Raw genomic sequence first — 25,116 nt, forward strand, 5'->3', positions numbered from 1 at the left:
CGGCTGAGCAGGTCATCCAGAGGCACCCCGACGCCGAGGTTCTCTGCAAGCCTGCGGTAGCCGCCGAGTCACTCAACACTCGCGCCGGAAGAGTTCTGTCGATGTGCTGAACCAACGGGCCGCGACCCTTGCACCGGCACGTTCCGGCCGATATCTGGTGACTGAATTCGGAGGCCGGAGTTGGCCGATGTGTTCGCGTTGGCCGACGTGATCTCCCGCAATATCAGGACCTGCCCATACACGCCCGCACCTGCCCCTACCTGTGTATGGGCGGATACGGGGCGCTGAGCTCGGCGACTGGCCTATGGTCACCCCGTGCCTCGGCCAGCAGCACGGCGTTCAGCTCAGTGGTACCCACCCGCCGGCTACTTGCCCGTGGGAGATGGCGTCGGCGAAGTCGGCGACGATGCTGTCGAGAGCGGGGTGAATGGCGGTGCTGACCGCGACGACGATTCCGCCGAGTTCGCGCACCACGGCAGTGATCTCGGGCCCGCAGTCACCGGTCCAGCCCGCGCGCAGATCGCCCAGGCGCACGGTGACGGTGTGGTCCTCGCCGAGATGGGCGATAGCGTCGGGAACGGTGTGGTCGATGCGTAGTACAGACCCGCCGCCGGTGAGCCCGTATTGGGCGTAGTAGTTGGTCGTGGCCACCCGCCAGCCCTCGTCGAACTCGGCCAGAATGACCTGCTCCAGGCCGGGATTGACCAGCAGAAACGGCCGCAGAGCCTCCGCGCCGCTCTGTTCACCGATGATCGGCAGCAGCACCGTGGTCGCCACGAAGTTGACCGTCGCCGCCGTTGACGAGGGCCCCGGAGCGTCGTCCCACCGCGGCGCGCAGCAATCGGGGTGGTGCAGATCCGCGGTAGCCACGTATGCCCCGACCTCTACCCGGAGCGCGGCGCGGGTGCCGTTGAAAGGCCTACCGCACGTTTGGCATTCGTGCGGCCACAGATGGACGGTCAAATCCTTGAGCCCGTCAGGGCCGAGCCGCTCACTAGTGAGGTCGTCGACGACGAACGGATAGTCCGGCTCGTTCTTCTTGCGCCACCCCATGCCCCGCCGCTCCCTACTGGTGTAGACGACCACTCCACACCAGCATGCCGGTGGCGTCGAGACCCCCGGGGCGGTTCGGCCAGGATCGGCCGGTTGCCAGTGTCCGCGTAGGCAGTCGGTGGCCCAGCTCAGTCGCCGCGGCCGCGGTCAGTCAGCCGCTCGGCCAGCTCAGCTACCTCGACCCGCTTGGCACGCTCGCGCCGGTACCGTTCCAGCGCCGCCGGATCATCTGCGATGGCCAGCATCGCACGTCGCCAGCGGGCCTCCCGCGACCAGGGCCACACCCGAGGCAGCGACAGCAGCACAGCGCGATTCAGCGCCCGGTCTTGGCGACGACGCTCGGCACTCAACTCGTCGGACATGCCCACAATCGTCCCCCAGATCACACCATCCTCTCCTTCGGCGCGCCTCGATGCGGACAACGAGCTCAGCGGAAGCGAGCACTGGTTTGTCGCCCATGGTCGACAAACCACCGTTCGGAAGACGGCCAATATCCCTCCTCCCCGCTGCTGCGGACTCGCTTCGGTGTCCAGAATGCCTTGCGGCAACGGCATGTCGAGGGGCATCGCGGGTGTTTTCGTTCAGGCTGACAGACTTAGCGGAATGAACAGTTCCGAGGTCCCTGCGGACATCGCGAAGATCGCCGAGTACCTGGCACGCTGGGCCGAAGGCTACGGTGGTGAGCTCAAGTGGAACGAGCACGCCAAGCTCAAGGCAAGCATAATGAACGAGCCGACCCGCTGGAGTCCTGCTCGTATCTCACCCAAGGCGTTCGAGGCGGCATGCCGTGAAGCCGGGCTTTCGGCCGAAGACACCGCGACGGTCACCGAATATCTGGGGAAGGTCCAGGCCGGCCGACGCATCGTCGCCCACAAGCAGTACCGCGACTTCGCGTTCGCGCTCCCTATCGGATCGGTGAACTGAGCTCCACGTCGCCTATGCGGGTGACACCGAGGCCTGAAAGCACCGAAGGCGCCCTCCGGGCGCCTCCAGTTCGCTCTTCAAGAACGAAGCTTCCGCCTCACCTGGAGGCGGTGTGCCCTACGACAGGGCGTTGGTGCCCATGGCGGGCGGCTTCCGGGAATCGCTCCCGGATCTGGGCATCGCGCCCAGGCGTTCGAGGCTCCGCCCCGAGGTCTTCCCGAGGCCCCACCTCGAGTTTGCGAGATGCGCTCTCGGAAGGCGTACTGCACCAGAGAGATTGAACGGTCTCTACTGGGTGATCGCGCTGGTTGATCAAGCCAGCAAGCGATCGATGATGACGAATATGGTCCGGCTGGCCGACAGGAACAACGGTCCCCATCGAGCTAGTCGGTCCATCCACTTGTCTCGCGTGCTGCGAGGCTCGTGTTCGGCCATCCCGCTCTCCTTCCTGTGACCCCAATCGCCCCCATGGGAGGCGATCGACTGTCAAGAAAGGTGCAGCTGAGACTATAACCCACGTCTGACCGGGGAATCTCCTCGGCGCGCCAACATTCACTCGCTGCGACTCTCCTCCGAGCTGTTCGTAAAACGACGGCGGCCCGGTGGAATAGCTGGCGTGGTGGCGTGGTTGATCGCTGCTGTCGGCGTCCGGACAGCCCCGGGCCTCACCCCATACGTCGCTACGAGCGACCATTCGCCGAGAGGCGCTTGTGGGACGTCGGCCTTCAGCGATAACGCCGCCAGTACACCTTGCCTGGCGTGCCCGGCATTGCCGAGGGCCAGTCCTTGCGCGAGATCAGCCGCGGCGTCGGTGTCAGCCTCGCCGTGGTGCACGGCGAAGTGAAGGCCGCCAACCTCGCCCCGACCGAGCAGTCATAGTCACTGTCCGAGCTTGCTACGCGATCGAGGGATGAAGGCTGCCGCCCTCCCGCACTTGGAATACGCCGTTTCCGATGAGGATCGAATCCCGCACCACCGCATCCCGCAAGGATTCTGGCCACTTGGTCTGCACGGACCACCGAACTCCGCCGAGCTGATTCAGTCGGAGGTCCATCCGGCTCAGGTCATCTCCAGCGAAATCGTTGATGGCATTGCAGGCGTCGATCATTCGCTCAGAGAGCCGAAGCGAGCGCAACAGCACTTCATGAAGCTCCGTCGCGGTGTCGTAGGAGTCGTGCCGCTGGAGAAACTCCTTGTGCAGCCGACGGCCCTGACCGCGCAGGTTCAGGGCCAGTCGACGCATGCCCGCGAGGGCGCTGAGTACCCGCTCGATGGTGGCCGTCATTCGAGGGGAGTCCGCATCCGTATACGCGTCGAGTTCAAGGGCGACGTAGATCCTCTCACTGTGCTGGGAGAATTCCTGGGTGCTCTGGAGCATGGCGTGCCACAGCTCGTATTCCAGGTCGACGAACCGGGCTGCTCGCACACGGGGATCGGCGTCCATATGGGACAGAATTCTGTGCTGAAACAGCTCTGCGAGTTCACCGGCACGAGTGAGGCCACCACTGAGGAACATCTCCCGCAGAGTCCACCGCACGTCCGGCGCCAGGGCCTTCCAGCCGCTGAAGACCCGGGTGACGACTGCTGCCGCCTTGATGAACCGATCGGCTCCCGGCCCCTCGGCCCAGCCGGATGGGGGGAGCTGCCTGACTGGTGCGGGAACGATCGCGGCCAGGCCCGCCTCGACGTCGAGCGCTTCTGCCACCTCGGTGAGGTAGTTGTCGTGGTGGACGGGGATCAGGATTTCGCGCAGACCCGACTCGATATCGAGCGCGTCGGCGATCTCGGCAACAGCGGTGTGGTGCTGTTCGGCTAGCCAGCGATCGACAGCGGCGTTCCGCTCGTCAGTGAGGTCGTTCATTGTTCCTCGCTCGAATCATCCAGGTAGATCGCGACTGTTCGGCGGGCCTTCTTCAGATTGGAACGAGCTGCCTCCGGAGTGATCTGGAGGATTTCCGCGATCTCCCTCGGCTCGTACCCCTCGAGAGTCCACGCCATCACTTGGCGTTGCCGCGAAGGCAAAGTAGGAACGATCCGGGCGAGATCGTGACGACGCTCCGCTGCATCGAATTCCGAATCGCTGCGAAGCAGGGCTGTCCGCTCGGGGACCTCGGCGACGGAATCCTCTTCGAGTTTGCTCATCCGGCGGGCGTACTCGCGCCCCGCCACGGTGTACGACCAGGTCCTGGGATGCTCGATAACAGACCAGGAACGCCAGGCCTTCTCCAAAGTGTCCTGGGCGATTTCAACCGCGTCCGGCCGGCAGGCCCCGTGTCCTTCCAGGAAAGCCACCAGCCGCGGCACGATCTGCCGGTAGAACGCACTGAAGGCGGCAACCTCTCGAGCGAGGAACGCTGCGTCTTTGATGTCATGGGCGGAAACCGGTTTGAGTTCACCGGCCGGATTGTCACGGTCGTCGGTCATTAACTCGCCCCGCTTCTGAGCCAAGGATCAGGCGGGTCCGCCGACCGTCGCCGTGCACGTCGTCGACGCGACTGCCCTCGGGCAGTGCGCGGACGAGAGCGATCAGATATCCCCGATGTACCCGCTGCTGTTCTGCCCGCCACCGTAGGCGTAGCCAGAGCCCACCGACTGCCAGCACATGGATTCCTAGCGATATCACCAGCACAGCGGTAGTCGGGTTCATGGTCTTCTTCCTCGCTCGGTTCGCGTTCACCTATATAGAGGCTCAAAGCCGGGCGAGCGTGAACTCCCGAATGCAATCTGCACCCGTACAGTGCGACCGTCGTGCCCGGTTGCGCGTCTCTAGTTCAGGATTCAGTTGCGCGGTGTGCTCGGAAAAAGTAGTCGCCGCCAGCTGTCCCGTTCGGCGCGCCAGTGGGAAGTGTTGTCGGCGTTCAGAAGCCGCGCATTCGTGAGATCACGTCCCTTCGGTGACCGCATCGGGTGGTGGAGGGTCCGTTCTCCGGTTGCGGCGGTAGTAAGCAGTGCTGATTCCGATCGCAGCGCCGACGCCGCCGAGTGCGCCAGCCCAACCGGGACCGGCGAGTAGGACGACAAGGGCGAGGCCTGCGGCCACAGCTGTTACCGGGACAAGGATCAGTGTGAGGAGCTGGCCGACAGCGGTCCAGCTGCCGCGGCAGCTGAAGACGAGTCGGATGTTGCGCTCGGCAAAGTCCAGCACGCCGACGGGCGGGGCTCTCGCTGCGCACTGTGGCCAGGCACCTGGATTCACCAGCTGCGCATTTTGTGCACGGCTTCGTCCGGGCTTTCCCCGCCGTGGAGCGGCGCCGGTGAGATCTGCCCGCTGCGAGGCCTCCGGCACCGGAGGTCGGGTCACCCACTGCTACCCCGGTTCACGTGCAGGGGACAACGGCTGCAGGTTGACCCTGCGGTGGGATGGGGCAGGCGACAGTTGTCGCCCGCGGTGGCTACCCTCATCGGGCCTGGGTCCCTCTCTCGGAGCTGGGGGTGGGCATTTGGGGGTGGGCATTTGGGTTGTCTCGGTCCCCTGCCTTGCCTCGAACGAGGCAGGGGACCGCATTGCGTCCCAAGGAACTCAGCACCAGGACCAGGCCCGGGCCATCTTGGGCCGTCGGCCGCCGCGAACGGCCGACGTGGCGAGATAGTAAGCCAGGGCCCCGACGCGACCTGTCCGGTCGAGAACCTCGCTCCAGACGTCTACTTCCCAGCAAAGCCGCAGGTAGAGCCGTGATCGTGCGTCCGGTAGCGCGATGTCCGACAACAGATTTCGCTTCTGAACGGCGATCACCTGCCAAGGGGCCGAGCGATGGAACCCTTCTGGACTGCGCTTTTAGATGGTCGAGGGCGAAAAATGGTCGACGGCTGTAGACGGCTTGTGGAGAAGTCGGCCCCTGGGGACAACCGCGAAGCAACTTCTGCTCGTCGAGGTTGTTGCCGAGCTGACGCTTCAACGGGAACCCGCCCGCGCCAGTGAAGATCTCATTCATTTCTGTCGTCCATCCCATCGGTCGAAATTGGTTGATGGGATTGTGGGCGGGGGGTTTTCCACGTGCGGCAGTCGAGGATTTCCCTGGTCAGAAGCGACGATGTGCGGTGCGGACGATGACTCGAATGGGGGCATGGCTCGGACGGTAGGTCCGCCCCAGGACATTTGGACCAGCCCAGCGCCCGAGAGCGAACGAATGCCCTGCCGGGCTGGCGGGTATTCGAACGCGGGTGCCGGAATACGATCATGCGCGCGAACGTACGGCCTTCAGCGGGACTGGACCGTCAAGAATTTTGACAGTCCGAATGCGTCCGAGGGCTCGATATACGCACCGGGCCCGCCGGAGTGCCGCACCTTCAGCGCAGCAATGGTAGGGATCAGAGGGTGAGGACTCTCAGCCCTCGGTAGGTACGAGATCGGCCACCCGTACGGTCCATGGATAACGACCGGGTGCATCTTCGACCGACTCGATGACCGCTCGGTCGCCCTCGATCTCTACGACCGTGAACACCGAGACGCCGCTGGTTCCTATCCGGACGTGATCACCTACGTTCGCCACACTTCGCAGACTATCCCGATCGGATACCGCGCATCATCACCGTGACCACCGACAACTTCCCGACCCCGAGTGACATCATGCCGGGGCTGGCTTACGCGGCGCGCGGAGCGCCGGATTCCGTACTTCCCGAGTCGTCGGCGGGGGGACTGGGACTGGGCACCGGCAGGTGCCGATGGCGTCGGCGAACCCAGCTGATCGCACCAGCGATGAGACCGGCCCCGCCGAGGATCCCGGCGCCACCGCCGACGACCGCGCCGGTCGAGCCGAGGATCAGTCCGACGACCACGGCGGCAACGAACGGAGCCGACAAAGCGAGGACCAGTCCGGCAACATACAGCGTCGGTTTCCAGCTCCAGTGCCCGCTGCACAGCAGCAGCGACTGCCGGTCGATCAGATCCAGCCAGTTCGCCGGCGGGGTGTCCGCCCGAACCCTCGGCAGACAGGTCGGCCCACACTTCGAGCACTCATGGCGACTCGGGAGAGCGGGCTCGATGCCCCCGGTCCCCGGGAACAGTTCAACCATGGGCCCTCGCCTCCGTACGGAATTCCGACGCGAGCGGAACGATACGGAGCAGGGGTGCAAACCAATTTCGACTGCTATCCGCACTGGTCAACGCCAGGTTTCCCGGGCTGAGGGCAGGTGATGGCCATACGAGGTCGTCGAATGCGCAAGAATTGTCGGTCGAGGTAGCTAACCTCATTGTCCCTGGTGTCCATTCTCTTTGGCGGAGCGGATATCTAGGTTGTCCGCGGCCCCCGCTCTGCTGCGAACAGGGGGGGCCGCACTACCTCCTCAACTGGTCGAGGATTACCGGCAGCCGCTGCGACAGCTGTGGCGGAAATCCTAGTGACGGGCTCCGACGCAATCGAATTGCACGAGGCCCGCCGACCGGAATCCGGAAGGCTGGGGTGCGGTCCGCCCAGCAAGCAGAAACCGCTGGTCGAACGCGACTGCCAGTGCACCACACACCCCCGACATCGCCGTGCCAACTCAGCACTTTTGTCCTTTTCGCTGGACCAATTGTGAACACGAGATAGTTCAGATTGCGGACCGTGACACCACCGAAATCCCCGGAAACGCGATCAATCCCAAGGTCACCGGCTGACGCAAGATCATCGAGTTAGAGATTCGCAGTGCGGAAGATCCGGAGAATGAGTTCGCGATTCTTCTTGTCGACGTTCTGCAGGTCGGTGTTGAACTTCTCAGCGCCCTCTTTCAGGTACAGCTCGCCGGACTCGTCCTGCCCCGTTCCCGATTCCTGACCACCCTCGATCCAGGTACGCAGATTGAGGGTGGTCAGGAAACCTCGCAGCTTGCGGACGAAGAGGACGGGGCAGGACGGAAAACCCAGCTCCGCTCGGTGTGGAGGTGCTGACCGGGGCCTGGACGAGCCCCTCGACTGACCTCTTGATCAGGGTGTTGACTCAATTGCGAGGCGGGTCAAGACCCTGGTCAAGGCGCTGGTCGCGGGTGAGGGGAGATGTTGCCCGTGGTGGCGTCACGCAAAACGCCACGCGTCAGACCAGGGTCGTCGCCCACAGGATCATCGCGATGAGCATAATCGCGATGCTCGTGGCGATGATGCGTGAGGTGGTGGTGTGCAGGGAGATCCGGATGCGGGGCAGGTTCGGGCCGGGCGCGAACGCGCCTTGACCTTCGCGGTGCAGCTGCTGGAGGCGTCTGGTGACGTCCATGTCGGCCTGGGTGATGATTCGCCGTCGCGGCGGAGATTCGTAGGGGCAGGTCGCGAGAGGGTGTGTCGCGGGAGTGCGCGCCGAACTCTGCCGCGGGCAAGGGATCTCGGTATTCATCACACGTGCTGATCTGCCGCAGTGACAACGCCGCTTCACGCCGGGTTGATCCCCGGCTGCGGCGGCGATCTCGACTCTGTCACCAGCGACGGAATCTGTCGTACCGATTCACCAGCTCACAATTGGTACTCGGATTCGTCACCGCCAAAGGTGGCGCCGCGAAGCTCTGCGAATACTTGCTGGCGCACGAAGGCGACGATCGCGTTGTAGATCACGATCACCGTGACCGTGTAGGTCAGCGTCGCGATGCTCTTGTACAAAAGGCCCATGATGTTCTCCTTGCGATCCTATCGGGAAACTCTGTTGGGCAAGAGAATCCGGATCCCCTGCCGGAGAACAGGAATCTGCTTGTCGGGTGAGTGGGGGTGGCGCGCGAGCTTGCACTGTCGGTGAACGGCCAGGACTACCGCTAGGTCGGTTCGCTGAGGCCAGGTCGGTGTTCGGACAGCCGCATTGCCACCCGGAGCCGGGCTGACATCACAGCGCCCCAGCTCTGGTCGGTCATCTCCTCGCTGGCAGCTGGCACCGAGCCGTACTCGGCTTTGAGTGTCGCTTCGGCCCTTCGCAGCGGCAGGCACTGGCGCGAGCAGTCGTGGTGGAGGCTCATCGCAGTGATGGCGTCCTCGCGAGTGAGTTGACCAGGATCGACCAGGCCGCCGAAACTCCTTGTGGCACTGACTTGGTCGGGGTGCGTCGGGATCATGACAACGCCTTCTCGGCCGCGACCGTGTCGTCGACGATGCGCCACCCGCCCCACTTACACTCTCGGTTGTCCCACGTCTGGTGTGCCTGAATCACGTTGTCGGCCACCGACACCGCCCCGCACCACACGGCAGGGCAGGCGACCCGGATCAGTTGGTGGTCGGCGTCGAATTCGGCTCTGCCGCAATCAGCGTGCAGCCTGACGTATCCTTCTCGGCCTGCCGCGTCTCCGACCGGAATCGTGCTGCATCCCGAGTCCGCGACTGCCGGAGTGTGGTGAGAGTTGGTCCGAGGGTGGGCATGTATCCAGGATCGCCACCTCACCGGTATGCCCCCGCTAGGAGGCTTTCGTGGAACCAATCGATAAAGCCCGGGTAGTCGACCGCGCACGATACCTCCATCACGCGACCGTCGAGGTCTCGGTAGATCCGGGCGTCTTTCTCGATCCGGATCCACTCACCGCGCATGGTCACGAACGGAAGCTGCAGGGGCAGAGTGAGTGCGAGCGGGTCATGCATCCAACTTCCGCCGCGCCGCGCAAACCACAGCTCGAAGTTGGCAGCCAGCAACTGTGCCGCCGCGTTGGGCGAGGACCGCAGGCTGCGTATCACCGCCCAGTCCGGGGTGATACGGATTTCTCGCACGTTGGTGAAATCCGACAGCATCAGCCGGGGCTTGTGAGCGACCCGCAACCCCAACCCAGCAGCGACAGTGTCGGTGCGCAGGTTATGGCTGGCCACACGCTTGTCCCGATAGCGATCGAGCCAACCGCCCATTTGATAGAGCACGAACCGCTCGGCCAACTCCGGGGCAGCGGTCACGACAGCGGCGTAGTTGGTCATCGGCCCCATACCGACCCAGTCGATCGGACCGGTCGTCATGGCACAGACCCGAGCTACCGCGTCGACCAGATCGTCGGGCTGTGGCTCCAGGCCATCGAGGTAATCGTCCATCAGGAACCGCTGCTCGCCACCGAGATCGAGGCCGGCGATCACCGGCACATCGGTACGACCCAGCTGATCGAGTGCGTATCGGGCCAGGCGAGCGCGCCGACCACGGGTCTCATCAGCGGTGATCACAACGAGATTCGGTACCGTCTCGGCGGCAATTAGCAACGCCGCAAGGTCGTCGGGGTCATAGAACAGGTCGGTATCCAGGATCATCAGCCTGTCCAGCCAGCCGGACATCGTGCGGGTGAACGCCGCTTTCAACGGCTGACCGTTCAGCGGTGGCGGGTCGTCGAACATCTTCGATGCACTCCTTCATAGTGATGTTGGGATTTCGGAGGGAAGCTCGGCGCTGAAACGGCACGAGGCCAGGCGCACACAGCCGCCGCCATCGCGGCTGTCGATGCCGTTCCGGCGGTCGGATCAACGGCACTCACCGCCCACAGGAAGCCGCCGAGCTCTGTTGCCCACCTCCGTGCACAGGTCGGTGTAGCCGTCGGCGAGCTCGGCGACCCGATACCAGGCCGCATGGACCCTGACGTCGACGGGATCAAGGGTCATCAGCAGGTGATAGGCGCGCACGACAGCGCACGCGAACCGGTCGATCACTTGCCCCAGGGTCTCGGTGTGCAGGGTCGCACTCGGGTGCGGGACCGGCAGCCGCTCCGAGACCCACAAGTCGATCTCGTAAATCAGTTCCGTACGCTCACAGCAGCTTTCGGCGCACGCGGGCTTACCGAGCAGCTTTCGCCAGTGCAGCCGACCCAGTGCGTTGGCGAGCTGGCATAGCCGGTGGGTGTCCTCGAACTGCCCTCGGATCGCCAGGAATAGCTCGTCATCGGAAGGCAGCGACAACGCGATCACCGCCGGGTTGTCCGCGCCGACGCCGGGTCACGCACCGCGATCGCAGTGTTGTGCAACGGATCCGGTGCCGCTTCGGCATGATCGATCACGACCAGCGCCGAGTGCAGCACCTCGGTACGGGCAGGAAGCAGTGCGCCGCGACGCGGTGGCGAGTGCCATGTCCACCCGAGTCCGGCGTCGGTCATCGGCAGCCATACGGGCGACCGTGGTGGCAGGATCGTCCCGTTGTGGCGGGTCAACGCAGGCCCCGCACGATTGCGCAGGTGCCCCCGCCGCTTGCCGACGAGGAAGATCCAGAAACCGCCCCGTTGACCGTGACGGATGATCGGGACCGAAACGCCCTCGCGGAAAGTGTTTTTCACCTGCTGGCCGAGCCATGGTGGCATCAAGATCGCACCCACCGTGTCGTCGGTCAGCACGAATGCCCGCTGATAGGACAGCTCCGCCGCCAGCCCGTACCGGTTGCGGTACAAGTGCGCCACTTGCTTCGGCGTGTGACAGCCTTCGAACATCACCGCACCACCCCCAAGTGACGCCCACCGTGGTCACCTGGTTCTTCCGGCGGCGCAGGCGACCCGATCGGCTCCCACACGCACTCAGCGGCGTCACGCCGCCCCTCTGCCGCACCGGTCATGAACCCCTGAATCCGCCTGCCGCGCACCTGAACCCGCTTGCCGTGCAGCACCACCCAGTCGCGCGTCATCGAACGGCTCGCATCCAACGGCGAGTGCTCGATCGGGCAGGCGCAGCGAGTTGATGGTTTTGCCATATGCATGGCTCTGTCGCCATGCCGACGACTTCCAGCGTCGTCAGACCAAGGATCTGCGCGTACGGTCCCAGCGCCGCGAGCTCCTCGGCCGCCCTCAAGGCAAGGACAGCTTGAGCCGCGGTGAGAGTCATCCCGGGCAAGAAGCTGACCTCCCACCCGCCGCCTTCCGCACTCCGCGCCTGGTGGTCGATCTGGTCACTACTCATCGAGCGGCCGACTACGTGTACCGCCATCGTTCCCCGATCCATTGCACAAACTAACGAAGCAATGCTGAAATCGTGATGTTGCGTACGATGAGAATACGATGCTTGATTCAAGTATCCAATACATATCGGCGAACTGTCTGAAAGTGTTTTTGCTGTACGGTGAGGGCGGCCAATGACGAGAAGGAGCGGGATGCGAACCACATCTCCCACGGTCGCCAACTGGGATCTGATGAAGCGCATCCGCGATCAGGCCACGCTCCGAGGCGTCACCGCGAAGTCCCTCGCCGGGGAGCTCGGCTTCACTCCGCAGTACGTCTCGCTGGTCATGAACGGCAAGGGCGTTCTCGCGAAGGACAAGCTCGAAACTGCCATCAGGTACCTGGAGTTCGACAAGGCCGAGCGGGCAGAGATGCTTGAGCTGCGTGAGATCGCGAAGGAACCGCGCCCCTACGCGAAGTACTCGGGGCTGTTCCCCGACACGCTCATGCGGTTCTACGGCCTGGAGGCGGGGGCACAGAGCATCCGAACCTTCGAGAACAACGTTGTACCCGGCCTGTTACAGACCGAAGACTACGCCCGAGATTTGGTCAGCTCGACGGTCACGATCAGCTTGCCAACCGAAGTGGAGCAGCGCGTTGCCGTTCGTACCGAACGCGGACACCTACTCACCGGCCCGGACCCTATCGACAAGTTGCTGGTAGTCATGGGTCAGGCGGCATTGATGCAAGAAGTCGGTGGACCTGAGATTCATGGCGGGCAACTGCGTCACCTCCATGATCTGGTGGTTGAACACCCTGACCGACTGGATCTGCGGATCGTCCCGTTCAAGGCCGGAGGAGCGGTGGCGAGCCTCAACTCGGCGACCTATCACCTGCTCGACTTCGAGTCCGGGCGATTGCCCACTCTAGGCTGGATCGAGTCTGCGATCTGGGGCGAGATCGTCGAAGATCCAGAGGACGTGAACAAACTCGCCTACAAGTACAAGCAGGTGCAGGCGATTGCTCTCGACCGTGAGGGCTCCTTGGGCCTCATCGAGCAAATCGCACGTCAGATAAGGTGAAGAGGGAAGGAGCGGGATGCGAACGACATCTCCCACGGTCGCCAACTGGGATCTGGTCAAGCGCATCCGCGACCGCGCCGCCCTCCGAGGTGTTACTGCAAAATCGCTGGCAGCGAAGCTCAGCTTCACACCGCAATACGTCTCACTGGTCATGAACGGCAAAGGGGTTCTCGCAAAGGACAAGCTTGAGACCCTGATCAGGTACTTGGAGTTCGACAAGGCCGAACGAGCCGAGATGCTCGAACTGCGTGAGATCGCGAAGGAACCTCGTCCGTATGCCAAGTACTCAGGGCTCTTCAACGACACCCTTATGCGGTTCTATGGCCTGGAGGCGGGAGCGCAGAGCATCCGAACCTTCGAGAACAACGTTGTACCCGGCCTGTTACAGACCGAAGACTACGCGCGAGATCTGATCAGTTCTACGGTCACTATCAGCCTCCCGACCGAAGTGGATCAGCGCGTTGCCGTTCGCACCGAACGGGGACACCTGCTCACCGGCCCGGACCCGATCGACAAGTTGTCGGTGGTGATGGGTCAGGCTGCCTTGATGCAAGAAGTCGGCGGGCCCGACGTTCACCGCGGGCAACTGGCTCACCTCCACGGCTTGGTAGAAGAACATCCTGACCGACTGGATCTGCGGATCGTCCCGTTCAAGGCCGGAGGGGCCGTAGCGAGCCTCAACTCGGCGACCTATCACCTGCTCGACTTCGAGTCCGGGCGGCTACCGACTTTAGGCTGGGTTGAGTCTGCGATCTGGGGCGAGATCGTCGAAGATCCAGAGGACGTGAACAAACTCGCCTACAAGTACAAGCAGGTGCAGGCGATTGCTCTCGAGCGCGAGGAATCCTTGGGTCTCATCGAGCAAATAGCACGTCAGATAGGCTGAAACCGTGAGCACTAGCAAGAGGAAAATCAGTTCGTACAGCGGTGGGGAGCAGACCTGTGTAGCGATCGCTCGCGAAAGCAACCTCGTGCTCATCCAGGACAGCAAGCAGGACGCCGAGTACACCGACCATCCAACTGAGCAGCCCACAATCGCCTTCACGGATTCGTATTGGCCCGCTGTTCGACGCCTAGCCCTGAGCGCCTCCACTGGCGAAGTTCAGGGCGCAGTCTCCATCGAACGTCACGCCAATGGTGCAGCGATCTTCCGTGGAGTCGACGCCCATGATCAACCGGTCAAATTGCAGTTCGACGTCGATGAAATGGAGGCATGGACCCAAGGCGTCGCGGATGGGGAGTTCGATCAGCCAGCGCCGTCGGCAGCTGGACGATGACGTGAGCGCTGTGCGTTCGCCAAGCTCGACCCAAAGCTTGCGTTTGATGGTCGCTGGTGGTGGCACTGGTGGGCACATCTATCCGGCGTTGACCACCATCCGCACTTTGCGCTCCCGGCTTGCCGCCAGCGGTGGTCAGCTGGAGGTGTTGTGGATCGGCAAGGCAGACGGTCTTGAATCCCGGATTGCCGCGACCGACGACGTTCCGTTCGCCGCAGTAGCCACCGGCAAGATCCGTCGCGCCGCGAATCCGCTGAAGATGCTGAGCCGCACCAACATTACCGACATGTGCCGGGTGCCAGTCGGTGTCGCCCAGGCGTATCGCCTGGTCGCCCGATTCCAGCCAGATGTGGTCTTGGCGACAGGTGGTTATGTGGCGGTCCCGGCCGGCCTCGGGGCGTGGTTGCGTCGGCGCCCGCTGATCGTGCACGAGCAGACCGTCCGCCTCGGCTTGGCTAACCGGGTCCTTGCCCGTCTCGCCACTCGCGTTGCGGTCTCCTCAGAGTCCACCCTCCGCCTGCTGCCGGGAATTGTGCGCTCGTCGGCCGTGGTGACCGGCAATCCCATCCGCCCGGAGCTGCTCGACGGGAACGCCGATAAGGCTGTCGCCACTCTCGGTCTCTACGGGTTCGACCGCAGTCTGCCCACGGTCTATGTCACTGGCGGTGCCCAGGGCGCGGTGCAGATCAATCGCGTCGTGCGCGAGCTGCTGCCCTGGTTGCTCCAGCGGGCCAACGTCATCCACCAATGCGGGAAAGCTTCGGCCGACGAACTGCGCCAGCGCGCCGCCGACCTCGCACCGGATCTTTCTGCCCGCTATCTGGTGACTGAGTTCGTGGGTCCGGAGTTGGCGGATGTGTTCGCGCTGGCCGATGTCATCATCTCTCGCAGCGGGGCGGGGACGATCGCGGAGATCACCGCCCTCGGTAAAGCTTCGGTGCTCATCCCGCTGTCTTCGGCCGCGGGCAACGAGCAAGCCCACAACGCACGGACTCTCGTCGAACGCGGCGCGGCGGTGGCGCTGCTCGGCGAGGTATCCGGGCCATCGCTGCAGGAGGCGATCGAGCCCTTGCTCGCCGACTCTGAGCGTCGAACCACCGCCGCCGAGCAAGCCCGCCTTCAAGGTCGCCGTGACGCCGCCGAACTGCTCGCTCATCTCGTGTGCTCCGTCGCGGAGCGGCCAGCGGCGCCCAGTGGCTGAACGTGATGATCGGCACCGGACTCGATGAGTGCCACGCATTTTTCGAACGCCTCCGCTGGGTGTCCGAATGGGTCAGGAACATCTCTGTCACCGAGATAGAGCGACAACTTCGGCCGTGTGTGCTCATCAGCGCGGTCCCGCAGCGCGGTTAGAACCGTGTGGTCCATCGCCAGTATGACGTCCGCCCATTGCAGCAGTGCGGCGCTAAGCGCGCAGGCCCGGTGAGTTGTGAGGTCATAGCCATGGGCTCGCGCGACGGCAATCATCGGCGGGTCAGCGGGCCTGCCGACCCATTTGGCGGCCAGCCCCGCAGACCGTACTTCAACGGCCGCGCCACCATGCTGGGCAAGAACAGCAGCGGCAAGCGGGGACCGACAGATATTGCCCAAGCACACAGTCAAGATCCGCCGAGGCGGTGGACCAGAGGTGGCCTTCACAGCTTCTCCGACTCAGCTACCCGGACAGCTTGTTCGAGGACGCTCGCAACGTGGTCGACGTCGTGCTCGGTCATCGCAGGGTGAAACGGCAGCGACATGATTTCTGTAGCCGTAGCCTCGGTGAGTGGCAACGGTCGATACCATGCCGAGAACGCGGGCTGGGTGTGATTGGGCGGATAGTGCACGCCCACACCGATGTTCAGATCACGCATCGTCGCGAAGACCTGATCACGGTGAGGAATCCGTACGACGCAATTGAACGGGACGCTGCGGTCGACATCGACGTCGACCAAGCCCACCTTGTCGAGGGCGGTAAGTTCGCGAGCGTAGGCGCGCCATAGGGCTTTTCGCTTCTTCTCGATCGCGGGGAAGTGGGCCAGTTGCACGCGCCCGACCGCTGCGTGAACCGCCGAGAGGTGGTAGCGCCATCCAGGTCCGTGGACCTGGTAGTCGGTGGTGCGGATACGAGCGGCCTGGGGCTGGGTGACACCCATTAGTCGTAGAGCCCGGGCCCGTTCGGCTTCGTCCGGGTCGCGTGGGATCAGCGCGCCTCCTTCGATACATGTGAGGTTCTTGATCGGTCCGAAGGAGAAACAGGTCAGCGCTCCGTCTGTTCCGACCAGATCGGAGCCGAGGCGAGATCCGAAGGCGTGTGCTGCATCCTCGATCATCGTGATGCCGAGATCGTTTAGCTCATCGCGGATTTCGTGTAGGTCGACTGCGCGGCCACCGTAGAGCACCGGCACCACAGCGCGGGTCCGCGGTGTCAATGCTGCACGCACTGTCGTGGTGTCGACGCACAGCGTGCCAGCGTCTATGTCGGCGAAGCGTGGTTGCGCGCCCGCCATAAGAATGGCTTGGATGGTGGCGCAGAACGTCTGTGACGGGACCACGACCTCGTCGCCGGGGCCGACTCCGGCCAGTAGCAGACTCAGGTGCAAGGCGGCGGTACACGAATTCACCGATACGACCTCGGGAACGCCCAGGAACTCGGCGAGTTCGGCTTCGAATGCTTCGGTGGCTGTGTTGTGCCCGTACTGCCCGGCCCGCAGCGCCTCGGCCATCGCGGCGAATTCCGGGCCGTGCAGGAATGGTGCCGCGTTGCGGCTCACAGATTCGGAAGTTGTCATCGTTTGTTCCGTCCATGGCAGGCAGGGACAGCCGAGGTCTCACCCGGCTGTGCTTCGCAGATATCGAGCGTGGTCACGCATTTGGTCAGCCGAACTCCGGCGCGATAGGACAGCCGCTCGTGCTGGATCGGGTGTCCCCACAGCCCGGCGAGAGCCTGGCCGACAAGGTCGGCGCCAGCGGCTTCGGCGAGCCGGAATCCGCCCGCGATACGGGCGTTGATCTCGGTGATGAGGACCCGTTCTCCGGGGCCGTCGCGCACAAACCCTTGCACGCAACACAGTCCGGTCGCTTCCACTGCTGCCAATGCCTCGGTGACGCGGTCATGGACCTGTAGATCGTGGAATGTTTCCCCGACCATGGACAACCCGCCTTTGGTGAGCAGCCGGTACCGCAGGATTGCCGATGCTCGTCCCGCCCGGTCGACCAGGCAGTCCGCGGTGAACTCACGGCCCTGGATGCGAGCTTGCACGATCGGCTCCGGTACGACCTCGCAGACGATCCGGGCTTGAGCGGGCGTGCGGCAGAATACGACGTCCTTGGAGCCCTGCCCGCGGCGAGGTTTGACGACCAGCGGGCATTCTTCCGGAATGGAATCGATCTCCTCGGGCAGCCAGCTGACCGGCGTTGGGACACCGTGTTTGGTCAGAACCCGATAGAAGATCGCCTTGTCCAAGCACGCCTCGATCGTCGGCTGCGACTGCGCCCAGGCGCGGACCCCGATCTGCTCGAGATCGTCGCGGAGCTCGAGTAGTTGTGGCAGTTCGGATTCGACTGCGGATACGATCGCGCCGGGGCGCAGCTCCCGGCACAGCGACATCAGCTCTGGCCCATAGCTCGTGCTCGTCACCGGCTTTGTCAGACACGGCGTCACGCCAGGCAGCAGTAGCCCGGACGCCAACGGGTCGGCGTCGGTGGCGATGACGTCGCAGCCGAGTTCCATCAGCCGGTGCGCGAGGTCGAATCCCGGCTGACCACCGACCCCCGTCACCAGCACACGGCGATGCATCTCATTCTCCCGCCTGTGTTTCGAGATTCACGGCTGCGATCGGAGCAGCAGGGTTGCGCTGCTCGGGTGCCCAACGATCAGGGTTGTCGCGATACCAGTCGATGGTTTCGGCAAGCGCGTCGTCCAGCGACCGGCGCGGCCAGTATCCGAGATCGGCGATCTTCGACCAGTCCATCGCGTAGCGCCGGTCGTTGGAGCGTCGGTCCTGGGCGAATCGCACACGGTCCCAACCGGTCTCGAGCTCGGCGAGGATGCGCCCGGTCAGTTCCTTGTTGGTCAGGTCGGTACCGCCACCGATGTTGTATATCTGCCCAGGTTCGCCACGCCGCAGCACCAACTCCAACCCCGCGCAGTTATCTTGAACGTGCAGCCAGTTGCGGACATGGCCGCCGTCGCCGTGCAGGGCGATTGGTTCATCTTTTAGTAACCGGGTGACGAAGAGCGGGATGATTTTCTCGGGGTGCTGTCGTGGCCCGAAGTTGTTGGAAGAACGCGTGATACACACCGGGACCTCATAGGTGTGGAAGTAGGACATCGCGATCAGATCCGAGGCAGCTTTGGAGGCGGCGTAAGGCACGGTCGGCCGGAGCGGATACTCCTCGGTCGCCGCCCCCGAAAGCAGAGGCCCGTACACCTCGTCGGTCGAGACGTGCACGAATTTGCCTATACCGCAACGCATCGCAGCGTCGAGCAGTATCTGCGTACCGAGAACGTTCGTGGTGACGAAGTTGCCTGCCTCGAAGAAGCTGCGGTCGACGTGCGATTCGGCTGCCAGGTGCACCACTGCGGTGTGCGTCGCGACGAGACGCTCGACGAGGGGCCCGTCGAGGATGTTGCCTTCCACCAACCTCAGGCGAGGACACGACAGCAGATCGCCGAGGTTCTCACGGTGACCGGCGTAGGTGAATGCGTCCAGGACTGTGACCTCGCTATCGTCGGCCGCCAGCAGCTGCCGTACGAAATGTGATCCGATGAAACCCGCGCCGCCGGTGACCAGAACCCTGTTCGATCGCGCCCGGGCCTGGCGCGCAGTTCTGGTGAGGACAACGCCCACGCGCCGCCGACTGTGGCCAACCTCGGATGAATGGCGCTCGGCAGCAACAGTGTTCGCCGTGCAGAGACCTGCAGACTCGTTGCTCACGACCCCGCTCCCTTCCCTCGCCCCGCTGTGGCGGCGTGGCGGATTGTCGGCTGGTGGGAGGCGGTGTCGCCGAATCCTTCGATGAGGCTGTCGCTGCCGGTTGTCTATCCAGCGCTCGTCCCGCTCACCGCTGAGATCGTCAGCTCGTACACCGCCCGTGTCTTTCCTGGCCCCTTGAAGTCGGTGATGACCGAGACTCCGTCAACGGTCCGGTCGCCGGGAACGTTGACGAAGCCCAGCGCTGACCACGCCCGATGAGCAGCACTGTTGTGCGGTTCCGACGTCAGATAGATCCGGCGACAATTCATCGCCTCGGCCCGCTCCCGTACGTGCGCGATCAAGCCTCTGGTGACACCACGCTTGCGAAAATTGGGGTGGGTCATCACATCCTGGACATAGACCTCCCCCGGCTCGTCCTGGCTGCGGAATGCGATCACCGATCCCACCAAGTGACCATCGACCACCGCAACTGGGCATGTCGAGGAAAACAGGTTCGCGTACAGCCAGTAGTCGGAGTAGGTGCGCGCGGTGATGAACGGCTCTCCCCTCTGCATCAAGGCGATCACATCGGGGATCATTTGCTGGCGCAACGGTTGGATAATCATCGGACCAGTGTCGCGGTGCCATCGCGACAATGCGTCGTCGACCTGGCCCCGGTGCCACTGCATCATGCGGTGCTTCGGCCGCGGCTGCGCGGCCTCGCCCACGTATGGCTTCCATCGGTTGTCCCCGATCACTTTTACGCTCAACGGCTTGCAGATCCAGTGAAGCTGTGGCGGCGCAGGTGAGGGAATGATGAACTGGATTCATTCACGCTTCACTCAACTCATGCGTACGCAGACAGCCGGGGGCCAGAGGCTTGAACACACCATCGCAAACCAGCACGGTCGACGAGGCCGTCAGGGCGTTTGCCGCCGAGGTCACCTACTGGCGGGAGACGAACGGGCTGGACAAGAAGGCTCTGGCCGACCAGATGGGATTCGACCCCTCCTACGTCAGCCACATCGAGTCTCGCCGTCACAAGCCCACCGAGGACTTCGCACGCAAAGCCGACGTAGCTCTCAACGCCGGCCATGCCATCGTGAGGCGTTGGCGAGAATACGAAGTTGCCAGGAAGCGTATGCCACGGCCGTCTGGCGACCTGGCCCCGGCACCTACCTTGAGCTATCCCGGCGTGGACTTAGTTGTCGAGCACGATGCTGCTCGGCTGGACTATGACGGCAGCACCTACCGGCCCACGATGCGCCGCCTCGTGCGCAACACCGGCACCGAACCGATCACCCGCTACCTCATTCGGGTCAGCGTCGATCGCTACCCCAGTCAACCCGACCGATCCAAGATTCACTACCGCCAAAATCCTTTGACCTGGGACGAGCTCGGATTGTCGGCAACCTGCCAGGACGAGCCGATGCGGTGGGAAGTCAAGCACGACATGGACTCTTGCAAGGAAGCCTGGCTGCTGTTCGAGAACGACAACGGCAAATTCCCGCTCTACCCGGGCCAATCGGTGTGGATCACCTACAACTACAGTGTCGGCGACAACAAATGGGGACACTGGTTCCAGCGCGCAGTCCGTCTGCCCACCCAGCGACTAGAGGTCCAGTTGGCCTTCCCCTCAGCACTAGATCCGGTCGTGTGGGGTACGGAAACCTCGATGACAGCCGACGCCCGGCCCATACCGACCGCGCCGACTCAGCACGAAGAGGGCGACGTGGCAGTCTTCGCCTGGAACACCACCCACCCACCACTGCACACTAGATACCGCATGGAATGGCGATTCCGCTCGCAACCCGAAAACACGGCCCAGGGAAGGGAGTTCTCGTGATCGAGACCAAACCAAGCGACACGATGCGCGACCTTGGAATCGTCCAGTCCGGCGCCCAAAGCCTCTGCGAGCAGTGCGGCCCCCTCGAACTGCCCGCCGAGCGCGGGCTTGCGGACACGATTGTCTCCGAACTGACCACCGTCATGGACCGAGTGCGGGAGGCACACGACTTCGCGAAGGGTTCGGGCATCGCGGCTCCTCAGATCGGGATCCACCGACGAGTGGCCGTTGTTCAACCGCCCGATGAAAATGCCCCGATCATTGTGATGCTGAATCCGCGGATCGTGTCTCGTTCCGAAGCTGAGGACGAGCAGTACGAAGGTTGCCTCAGCTTCTTCGATGTGCGCGGCTTAGTCCCCCGACCCCTGTCGATCACGGTCGAAGCCGCCACTCCCACTGGGGAAACCACTGTCACCGAATACCGCGACGGACTGGCGCGGCTCATACATCACGAGATCGACCACCTCGACGGCATCCTGTACACGGCCCGCATGCGAGTAGGCGCGAAGCCCATTCCCGTTGAACAGTACCGCCAAACGGGACACTCCTGGGTCTACGACCAGCAGTAGCCGAGGGATATCTCGGAGCCCGAACAGCGAGCCTCCGTCGGCTCAAGCGGCGGCCCGCCAGGGTGTCAGCTAAGCGACGCGCTGCCTCTGCTCGCAAAGCACGGTCACACCCAGGCGAACCGCGTCGAGCGCTACTTCAAGCCGGTCTGCCAACAACGTCTTCACCTTGCTGCGGCGTCCACCATCGTGTGGGAGTCTGCGGACAAGATCTCGGACTCGGCGAACGTCATCGCCGACACGTCGCGCTTAGTGAGCAACCCCTCGAAGACGAAGATCAATCCTTCCGGACGGGAGACCTGCGGGCGCACATAGTCGACCACCAATAGCCACCCGAGACTTCGATCGAACCCGATCTCCTTCCGCACTTCGCGTTTCGCCGCACCCCAGGCGCCTCATTTTGTTCCACCACACCGCCAGGACTCTCCCAGTTCGGCTTCAGTCCCGTCCGGCGTGTGCGCGACTGGCTACGTCCATCGATCTGGACGGCGTCTGTCCACGGATTTCGACGGCACCCTGAAATCGGACAGGGATAGTGTCCACGAATTTGGACGGCATCTGTGGTGGGCTCAGCGGTGGGGTGTTGAGGCATAGTGGGAGGCCGTGGCCGACAACGAGATATGTATCGACGCCGCTGACGTTTTGGGGTTGGTGGAGCTGCTGGAGTCAGTGAACCTTGCTCGTTCCCGTGGCTCTGCCGGTGGCAGCGCCGGGGCGGAGAGATACAAGATCGGCTGTCTCTGAATTCCGGTAGCGTCCCTGCGGTGCACCCCGCGCGGATTGACGCCACGACACCCCTTCTGGACGACCCGACATGAAACACGACTCCGACATCGACGCGGCACTGGCTAGCCTCGACGGCAGGCGCGGCAGCATGGTTCCGTTCGCCGGCACCTGGTGGCGCGCACCGTATCCCCACACCCAATTGGCCGATGGCCACGCCTGCACAGTCCTCGCTGACGACGACGGGCTACAGACCCTGGTCGTCGCCGACGACGGCGAAGTCCTGATCGTGACCGACGACGGCACAGAGCTGGTCAACACCACCGTCGAGCGCTTCGCCGCGTGCGCCTGCGCCTACACCGAGGCCCGCACGCAAGCCCGCCACATCGACGAGGACGACGAGGAGACCTTGGAAGCGCACGGAGAACAGACCCTCGCCACCTTCCGCGGCATCGACCCTGCTGCCGTCGCCGGCGAGAACCAGTTCTGGTCCGTCGCCGCGGAGGAACTAGGCTACGGCCTCACCATCTGACAGTGAGGCCGTAGCCTACGGCGCGTCTACGCTCCGCCGGTCCCCAGCCCGCCACACAAGGTGCCGTCGGAGTTCACGGATACTCGATCTTGAAACCAGCCCCCGCTGCCGTCGAAATCAATGGATAAGCACCGTCCGTATCCATGGACGCAGCCAGCGCGACCGATGCCCGCCGTAGGTCGCCAGTCACCCACTCTGGGCCACCGTGTGGCTCGCGGGAGCACTACTTCTCGGGGTCTTCATTACCGACCACAACACCGAACACTTCGTCCCCACCGACCGGGCCGCCGCGGACAAAACCGCAGCGGCGCACGCCGCCGAAACCCACACGCCCGCACCCCAACCGATCACCGCCGCCGATTCCTGTAGCCGCTACCCCGCCTATCCGTGCTTCAACACATTCAACTACGCCCTCGCCGGCGTCGTCCCCGCCGCGACCGGAGTCACGAAAGCCGACTGGGCCATCAGCTCCACCGCCCCCACCGTCCTCACCCTCGGTCTCCCCGCCCTACGCACCCTCGCCTGGATCTTCACCGTCGTCCTCCTCGCCGGTGTCACCGGACTACTCCGCAAAGGCTAGCCAGATATCCATCTCACGAGGCCGCTGTCGGCCGCTGCGGAGGAAGGCTCGGCAGACCCGTAGCTCGAGCCATCCGCTATACCGCTGAGCGCGAGTTCGATCAGGCAGGCGTTGGCCAGCAGTTGGGGTCTCGAGAACGCCCTGCCTTCTGCCGCGACCCGCCATCGCCGAGCGTCGACGCACCGTTGCACCCACCCAAGGTGGTGACAGAAATGGTGATCAGGTGACAGACATGTTGGCCAGCCACAACCGCGTGGCCGACACATGCCGACATTCCAATCGTGAGATGCTCGAACACGTGAGCGAGCAGCGAGAGTTCCGGCGCGGCGACAGGGTGCGCTGGTGGGCCGATCGGGACGGCCGCGCCCTCGATCCGGGACACCCCAACGCGATCGAACGCACCGGCACCATGGACACCGTGTGCCGCAACCCGGCCGACGACAGCCAGGTCGTCGCCTACCTCGTGACCTGCCGCGGCGGTGTGAGCGGCACCTATCTTCTCACCGTCCGGCCCGACCTCGGCCATGAGCTCACCCTCGTCCGAGAGGACGAGCACCACCGTCACCCGTGAGATGGAGGAGCAGGACCGCGTGACCGACGCGTCGTCGCCACTCTCGGAGCGGCACAAACAGGTGCTGCGGTTGGTCATCGATGCCTTGAACTCCGACCCTTGATTAGACCGGTGAATTCCGGGACCGGTTCCAGCTGAATTTGAGCGTCACCCGGGTGCCCCGAGTGGCTGTTTGTGCAGACGAAAAATGACACCACTTCGGGTGGCGGGTGAGCGGTCTTTGTCCTGTCTGCTTTTTGATCATGAGGCAGGATGTCGGCGACCCTGCGTGCCTCATGCGTATGACTCGCGGTCCCGCAGCTTGTCTCATTGGTTCGAGCACGTCGTTGTCACACGACACCGTGGCTGGAAACACATTTCGAGGGTCGGTTCGCTGCAGAGTTCGACGCCGTAGCTGCTGACGTCAGTTGTCGAGCTTGTGGCTGCGATATCCGGGCGGCGGCGCACCGAATTCCAGTAGGTTCTCGTCCATACCGTTGCTGATCGTCACCCGGTCGTCGGGAAAGACGAAACTGACCGCGACCATGCCCTCGGCGATGCTCCCGTCGGCCCACTGGATCAACTCGACCGCCTGCAGTTGCCGGCCTTCCAAGGCCGTCAATTCGGGGCGGGTGTCATGGCGCCAGCTCAGATGGAAAGTGTGGATCTCCGGGTCGTTGTCATCGCCGTTGGACCAGGTCGCCTGCCCGACGGGGTCGATGGTGTTCCAGGTGATGGAAAGATCGGCGAATTTCTGGTGGTTGAGTTCCACCTGCTCGCCGTCGAAGTCCAGCAGGATCGGGCCGTCAGCGAACCATTCATCGGCGTCGCGGTCCCAGATGAGCCAGGCCCGGTTGAGGTGACACCCGACCAGCGCCTGCAGGCGCCGACCATGAGTGGCGGTGATCGCGCGGCGGCCGCTGAGCCACTGCGGTTGGTATCCTTCGATATCGAAGTAGGACATGTCCAGTTCCGTTGTCATGAGTCGGGGGTCAGGTGCTGACCTGCGGTGCCTGATTGTGTGAGCCAGGACAGTCTTGTCGCGGCGTGCCGCTGGCCGGTTGTGCTGCTGCTGATTGTATGAATCAGCAGTCGGGCGCCGAGTCGGCGGCGGGTTCGGTGGAGTTGGCGAGGATGACGGCGGTGAAGCGGTAGAGGTCAGCGCGCAGGCACTGGGCGGAGTAGGTGTGGCCGGCGAAGCGGTCCAGCGAGATGCGGACGTCCTGTTCTGTGGCGAGCCAGTCGTTGATGAACTGGAGCAGTTCGGCGAGTTCGATGGCATCGGCATCGCTGATCTGGATGCTGTTGTCGGACATCTGG

General features: G+C 63.8%; 31 protein-coding genes. 10 read left to right on the forward strand and 21 right to left on the reverse strand.

Annotated elements, in window-relative coordinates:
* Positions 1 to 339: 339 nt before the first annotated feature.
* Complete coding sequence (locus KV110_RS17725) at positions 340 to 1,053, reverse strand: hypothetical protein (RefSeq protein ID WP_218477372.1); 714 nt, start codon at positions 1,051 to 1,053, stop codon at positions 340 to 342.
* A gap of 128 nt (positions 1,054 to 1,181) precedes the next feature.
* The gene (locus KV110_RS17730; protein WP_218477373.1) at positions 1,182 to 1,415 is read right to left on the reverse strand and encodes a hypothetical protein; all 234 of its coding nucleotides are present in this window, start codon (positions 1,413 to 1,415) and stop codon (positions 1,182 to 1,184) included.
* 241 nt (positions 1,416 to 1,656) lie between these two features.
* On the opposite strand from KV110_RS17730, the gene KV110_RS17735 reads away from it, so the two are divergent.
* The gene (locus KV110_RS17735) at positions 1,657 to 1,977 is read left to right on the forward strand and encodes a hypothetical protein (RefSeq protein WP_218477374.1); all 321 of its coding nucleotides are present in this window, start codon (positions 1,657 to 1,659) and stop codon (positions 1,975 to 1,977) included.
* 895 nt (positions 1,978 to 2,872) lie between these two features.
* On the opposite strand, the gene KV110_RS17740 is transcribed toward KV110_RS17735, so the two are convergent.
* The 11 genes from KV110_RS17740 to KV110_RS17790 form a co-directional block, all read right to left on the reverse strand.
* A complete protein-coding gene (locus KV110_RS17740) occupies positions 2,873 to 3,838 on the reverse strand; it encodes a hypothetical protein (protein ID WP_218477375.1) in 966 nt (321 codons plus the stop codon).
* The gene (locus KV110_RS17745; protein ID WP_218477376.1) at positions 3,835 to 4,401 is read right to left on the reverse strand and encodes a sigma-70 family RNA polymerase sigma factor; all 567 of its coding nucleotides are present in this window, start codon (positions 4,399 to 4,401) and stop codon (positions 3,835 to 3,837) included. The genes KV110_RS17740 and KV110_RS17745 overlap by 4 nt, the downstream gene beginning before the upstream one ends.
* Before the next feature lie 1,901 nt (positions 4,402 to 6,302).
* Positions 6,303 to 6,467, reverse strand: a complete 165-nt coding sequence (locus KV110_RS17750) for a hypothetical protein (protein WP_218477377.1) — start codon at positions 6,465 to 6,467, stop codon at positions 6,303 to 6,305.
* Between the two features lie 91 nt (positions 6,468 to 6,558).
* On the reverse strand, positions 6,559 to 6,990 hold the full coding sequence (locus KV110_RS17755; RefSeq protein WP_218477378.1) for a hypothetical protein: 432 nt from the start codon (positions 6,988 to 6,990) through the stop codon (positions 6,559 to 6,561).
* 995 nt (positions 6,991 to 7,985) lie between these two features.
* Positions 7,986 to 8,162, reverse strand: coding sequence for a hypothetical protein (locus tag KV110_RS17760; protein WP_218477379.1), 177 nt, complete (start codon positions 8,160 to 8,162; stop codon positions 7,986 to 7,988).
* A gap of 233 nt (positions 8,163 to 8,395) precedes the next feature.
* Complete coding sequence (locus KV110_RS17765) at positions 8,396 to 8,548, reverse strand: hypothetical protein (protein ID WP_218477380.1); 153 nt, start codon at positions 8,546 to 8,548, stop codon at positions 8,396 to 8,398.
* A 140-nt stretch (positions 8,549 to 8,688) separates the two neighbouring features.
* A complete protein-coding gene (locus KV110_RS17770) occupies positions 8,689 to 8,982 on the reverse strand; it encodes a hypothetical protein (RefSeq protein WP_218477381.1) in 294 nt (97 codons plus the stop codon).
* Positions 8,983 to 9,301: 319 nt separating this feature from the next.
* On the reverse strand, positions 9,302 to 10,228 hold the full coding sequence (locus tag KV110_RS17775) for a nucleoside hydrolase (RefSeq protein WP_218477382.1): 927 nt from the start codon (positions 10,226 to 10,228) through the stop codon (positions 9,302 to 9,304).
* A gap of 123 nt (positions 10,229 to 10,351) precedes the next feature.
* Positions 10,352 to 10,783 carry a DUF4254 domain-containing protein gene (locus KV110_RS17780; RefSeq protein WP_246634610.1) on the reverse strand — a complete coding sequence of 144 codons (432 nt, stop codon included), beginning with the start codon at positions 10,781 to 10,783 and terminating at the stop codon, positions 10,352 to 10,354.
* A 5-nt stretch (positions 10,784 to 10,788) separates the two neighbouring features.
* On the reverse strand, positions 10,789 to 11,304 hold the full coding sequence (locus tag KV110_RS17785) for a hypothetical protein (RefSeq protein WP_218477383.1): 516 nt from the start codon (positions 11,302 to 11,304) through the stop codon (positions 10,789 to 10,791).
* A complete protein-coding gene (locus tag KV110_RS17790; protein WP_218477384.1) occupies positions 11,304 to 11,495 on the reverse strand; it encodes a hypothetical protein in 192 nt (63 codons plus the stop codon). The genes KV110_RS17785 and KV110_RS17790 overlap by 1 nt, the downstream gene beginning before the upstream one ends.
* 462 nt (positions 11,496 to 11,957) lie before the next feature.
* On the opposite strand from KV110_RS17790, the gene KV110_RS17795 reads away from it, so the two are divergent.
* From KV110_RS17795 to KV110_RS17810, 4 genes are read left to right on the forward strand one after another with little or no spacing between them, the layout of a single operon-like run.
* Positions 11,958 to 12,827 (forward strand): DUF5753 domain-containing protein, encoded by an 870-nt coding sequence (locus KV110_RS17795; RefSeq protein ID WP_218477385.1) that lies wholly within the window; start codon positions 11,958 to 11,960, stop codon positions 12,825 to 12,827.
* 16 nt (positions 12,828 to 12,843) lie between these two features.
* Complete coding sequence (locus tag KV110_RS17800) at positions 12,844 to 13,713, forward strand: helix-turn-helix domain-containing protein (RefSeq protein WP_218477386.1); 870 nt, start codon at positions 12,844 to 12,846, stop codon at positions 13,711 to 13,713.
* Between the two features lie 4 nt (positions 13,714 to 13,717).
* Positions 13,718 to 14,104 (forward strand): DUF397 domain-containing protein, encoded by a 387-nt coding sequence (locus KV110_RS17805; protein ID WP_218477387.1) that lies wholly within the window; start codon positions 13,718 to 13,720, stop codon positions 14,102 to 14,104.
* A 46-nt stretch (positions 14,105 to 14,150) separates the two neighbouring features.
* Positions 14,151 to 15,305 (forward strand): UDP-N-acetylglucosamine--N-acetylmuramyl-(pentapeptide) pyrophosphoryl-undecaprenol N-acetylglucosamine transferase, encoded by a 1,155-nt coding sequence (locus tag KV110_RS17810; RefSeq protein ID WP_246634611.1) that lies wholly within the window; start codon positions 14,151 to 14,153, stop codon positions 15,303 to 15,305.
* On the opposite strand, the gene KV110_RS42085 is transcribed toward KV110_RS17810, so the two are convergent.
* The 5 genes from KV110_RS42085 to KV110_RS17835 form a co-directional block, all read right to left on the reverse strand.
* Entirely contained in the window at positions 15,257 to 15,742 is a 486-nt protein-coding gene (locus KV110_RS42085) for a low molecular weight protein-tyrosine-phosphatase (RefSeq protein WP_357941883.1), read from the reverse strand. The two genes, KV110_RS17810 and KV110_RS42085, sit on opposite strands and share 49 nt — an antisense overlap.
* Positions 15,739 to 16,872: a DegT/DnrJ/EryC1/StrS family aminotransferase gene (locus tag KV110_RS17820; RefSeq protein WP_218477391.1), complete on the reverse strand. Its 1,134-nt coding sequence runs from the start codon at positions 16,870 to 16,872 to the stop codon at positions 15,739 to 15,741. The genes KV110_RS42085 and KV110_RS17820 overlap by 4 nt, the downstream gene beginning before the upstream one ends.
* Positions 16,869 to 17,879 carry an ATP-grasp domain-containing protein gene (locus tag KV110_RS17825; protein WP_218477393.1) on the reverse strand — a complete coding sequence of 337 codons (1,011 nt, stop codon included), beginning with the start codon at positions 17,877 to 17,879 and terminating at the stop codon, positions 16,869 to 16,871. The genes KV110_RS17820 and KV110_RS17825 overlap by 4 nt, the downstream gene beginning before the upstream one ends.
* Position 17,880: 1 nt before the next feature.
* A complete protein-coding gene (gene rfbB, locus KV110_RS17830; RefSeq protein ID WP_218477394.1) occupies positions 17,881 to 19,020 on the reverse strand; it encodes a dTDP-glucose 4,6-dehydratase in 1,140 nt (379 codons plus the stop codon).
* A gap of 104 nt (positions 19,021 to 19,124) precedes the next feature.
* Complete coding sequence (locus KV110_RS17835; protein WP_218477395.1) at positions 19,125 to 19,727, reverse strand: GNAT family N-acetyltransferase; 603 nt, start codon at positions 19,725 to 19,727, stop codon at positions 19,125 to 19,127.
* 152 nt (positions 19,728 to 19,879) lie between these two features.
* Between KV110_RS17835 and KV110_RS17840 the strand changes: the two genes are divergently transcribed.
* The gene (locus KV110_RS17840; protein WP_218477396.1) at positions 19,880 to 20,845 is read left to right on the forward strand and encodes a helix-turn-helix domain-containing protein; all 966 of its coding nucleotides are present in this window, start codon (positions 19,880 to 19,882) and stop codon (positions 20,843 to 20,845) included.
* Positions 20,842 to 21,414: a peptide deformylase gene (locus tag KV110_RS17845; RefSeq protein ID WP_218477397.1), complete on the forward strand. Its 573-nt coding sequence runs from the start codon at positions 20,842 to 20,844 to the stop codon at positions 21,412 to 21,414. The genes KV110_RS17840 and KV110_RS17845 overlap by 4 nt, the downstream gene beginning before the upstream one ends.
* 161 nt (positions 21,415 to 21,575) lie before the next feature.
* Here the strand turns inward: KV110_RS17845 and KV110_RS17850 are convergent, their stop codons facing one another.
* A complete protein-coding gene (locus KV110_RS17850; RefSeq protein WP_218477398.1) occupies positions 21,576 to 21,779 on the reverse strand; it encodes an NUDIX hydrolase in 204 nt (67 codons plus the stop codon).
* A 446-nt stretch (positions 21,780 to 22,225) separates the two neighbouring features.
* On the opposite strand from KV110_RS17850, the gene KV110_RS17855 reads away from it, so the two are divergent.
* The 3 genes from KV110_RS17855 to KV110_RS17865 all read left to right on the forward strand — a co-directional run bounded on the left by KV110_RS17855 (position 22,226) and on the right by KV110_RS17865 (position 23,817).
* A complete protein-coding gene (locus KV110_RS17855; protein WP_218477399.1) occupies positions 22,226 to 22,666 on the forward strand; it encodes an SUKH-4 family immunity protein in 441 nt (146 codons plus the stop codon).
* A 205-nt stretch (positions 22,667 to 22,871) separates the two neighbouring features.
* Entirely contained in the window at positions 22,872 to 23,246 is a 375-nt protein-coding gene (locus tag KV110_RS17860; RefSeq protein WP_218477400.1) for a hypothetical protein, read from the forward strand.
* A 298-nt stretch (positions 23,247 to 23,544) separates the two neighbouring features.
* On the forward strand, positions 23,545 to 23,817 hold the full coding sequence (locus KV110_RS17865; protein ID WP_218477401.1) for a hypothetical protein: 273 nt from the start codon (positions 23,545 to 23,547) through the stop codon (positions 23,815 to 23,817).
* A gap of 403 nt (positions 23,818 to 24,220) precedes the next feature.
* Here KV110_RS17865 and KV110_RS17870 read toward each other — a convergent pair whose 3' ends face one another.
* Both KV110_RS17870 and KV110_RS17875 read right to left on the reverse strand, forming a co-directional pair.
* A complete protein-coding gene (locus KV110_RS17870) occupies positions 24,221 to 24,778 on the reverse strand; it encodes a hypothetical protein (protein ID WP_246634612.1) in 558 nt (185 codons plus the stop codon).
* 103 nt (positions 24,779 to 24,881) lie between these two features.
* Entirely contained in the window at positions 24,882 to 25,112 is a 231-nt protein-coding gene (locus KV110_RS17875; protein WP_218477403.1) for a hypothetical protein, read from the reverse strand.
* Between the last annotated feature and the right edge of the window lie 4 nt (positions 25,113 to 25,116).

The organism is Nocardia iowensis (genome assembly GCF_019222765.1).
Lineage (GTDB): Bacteria > Actinomycetota > Actinomycetes > Mycobacteriales > Mycobacteriaceae > Nocardia > Nocardia iowensis.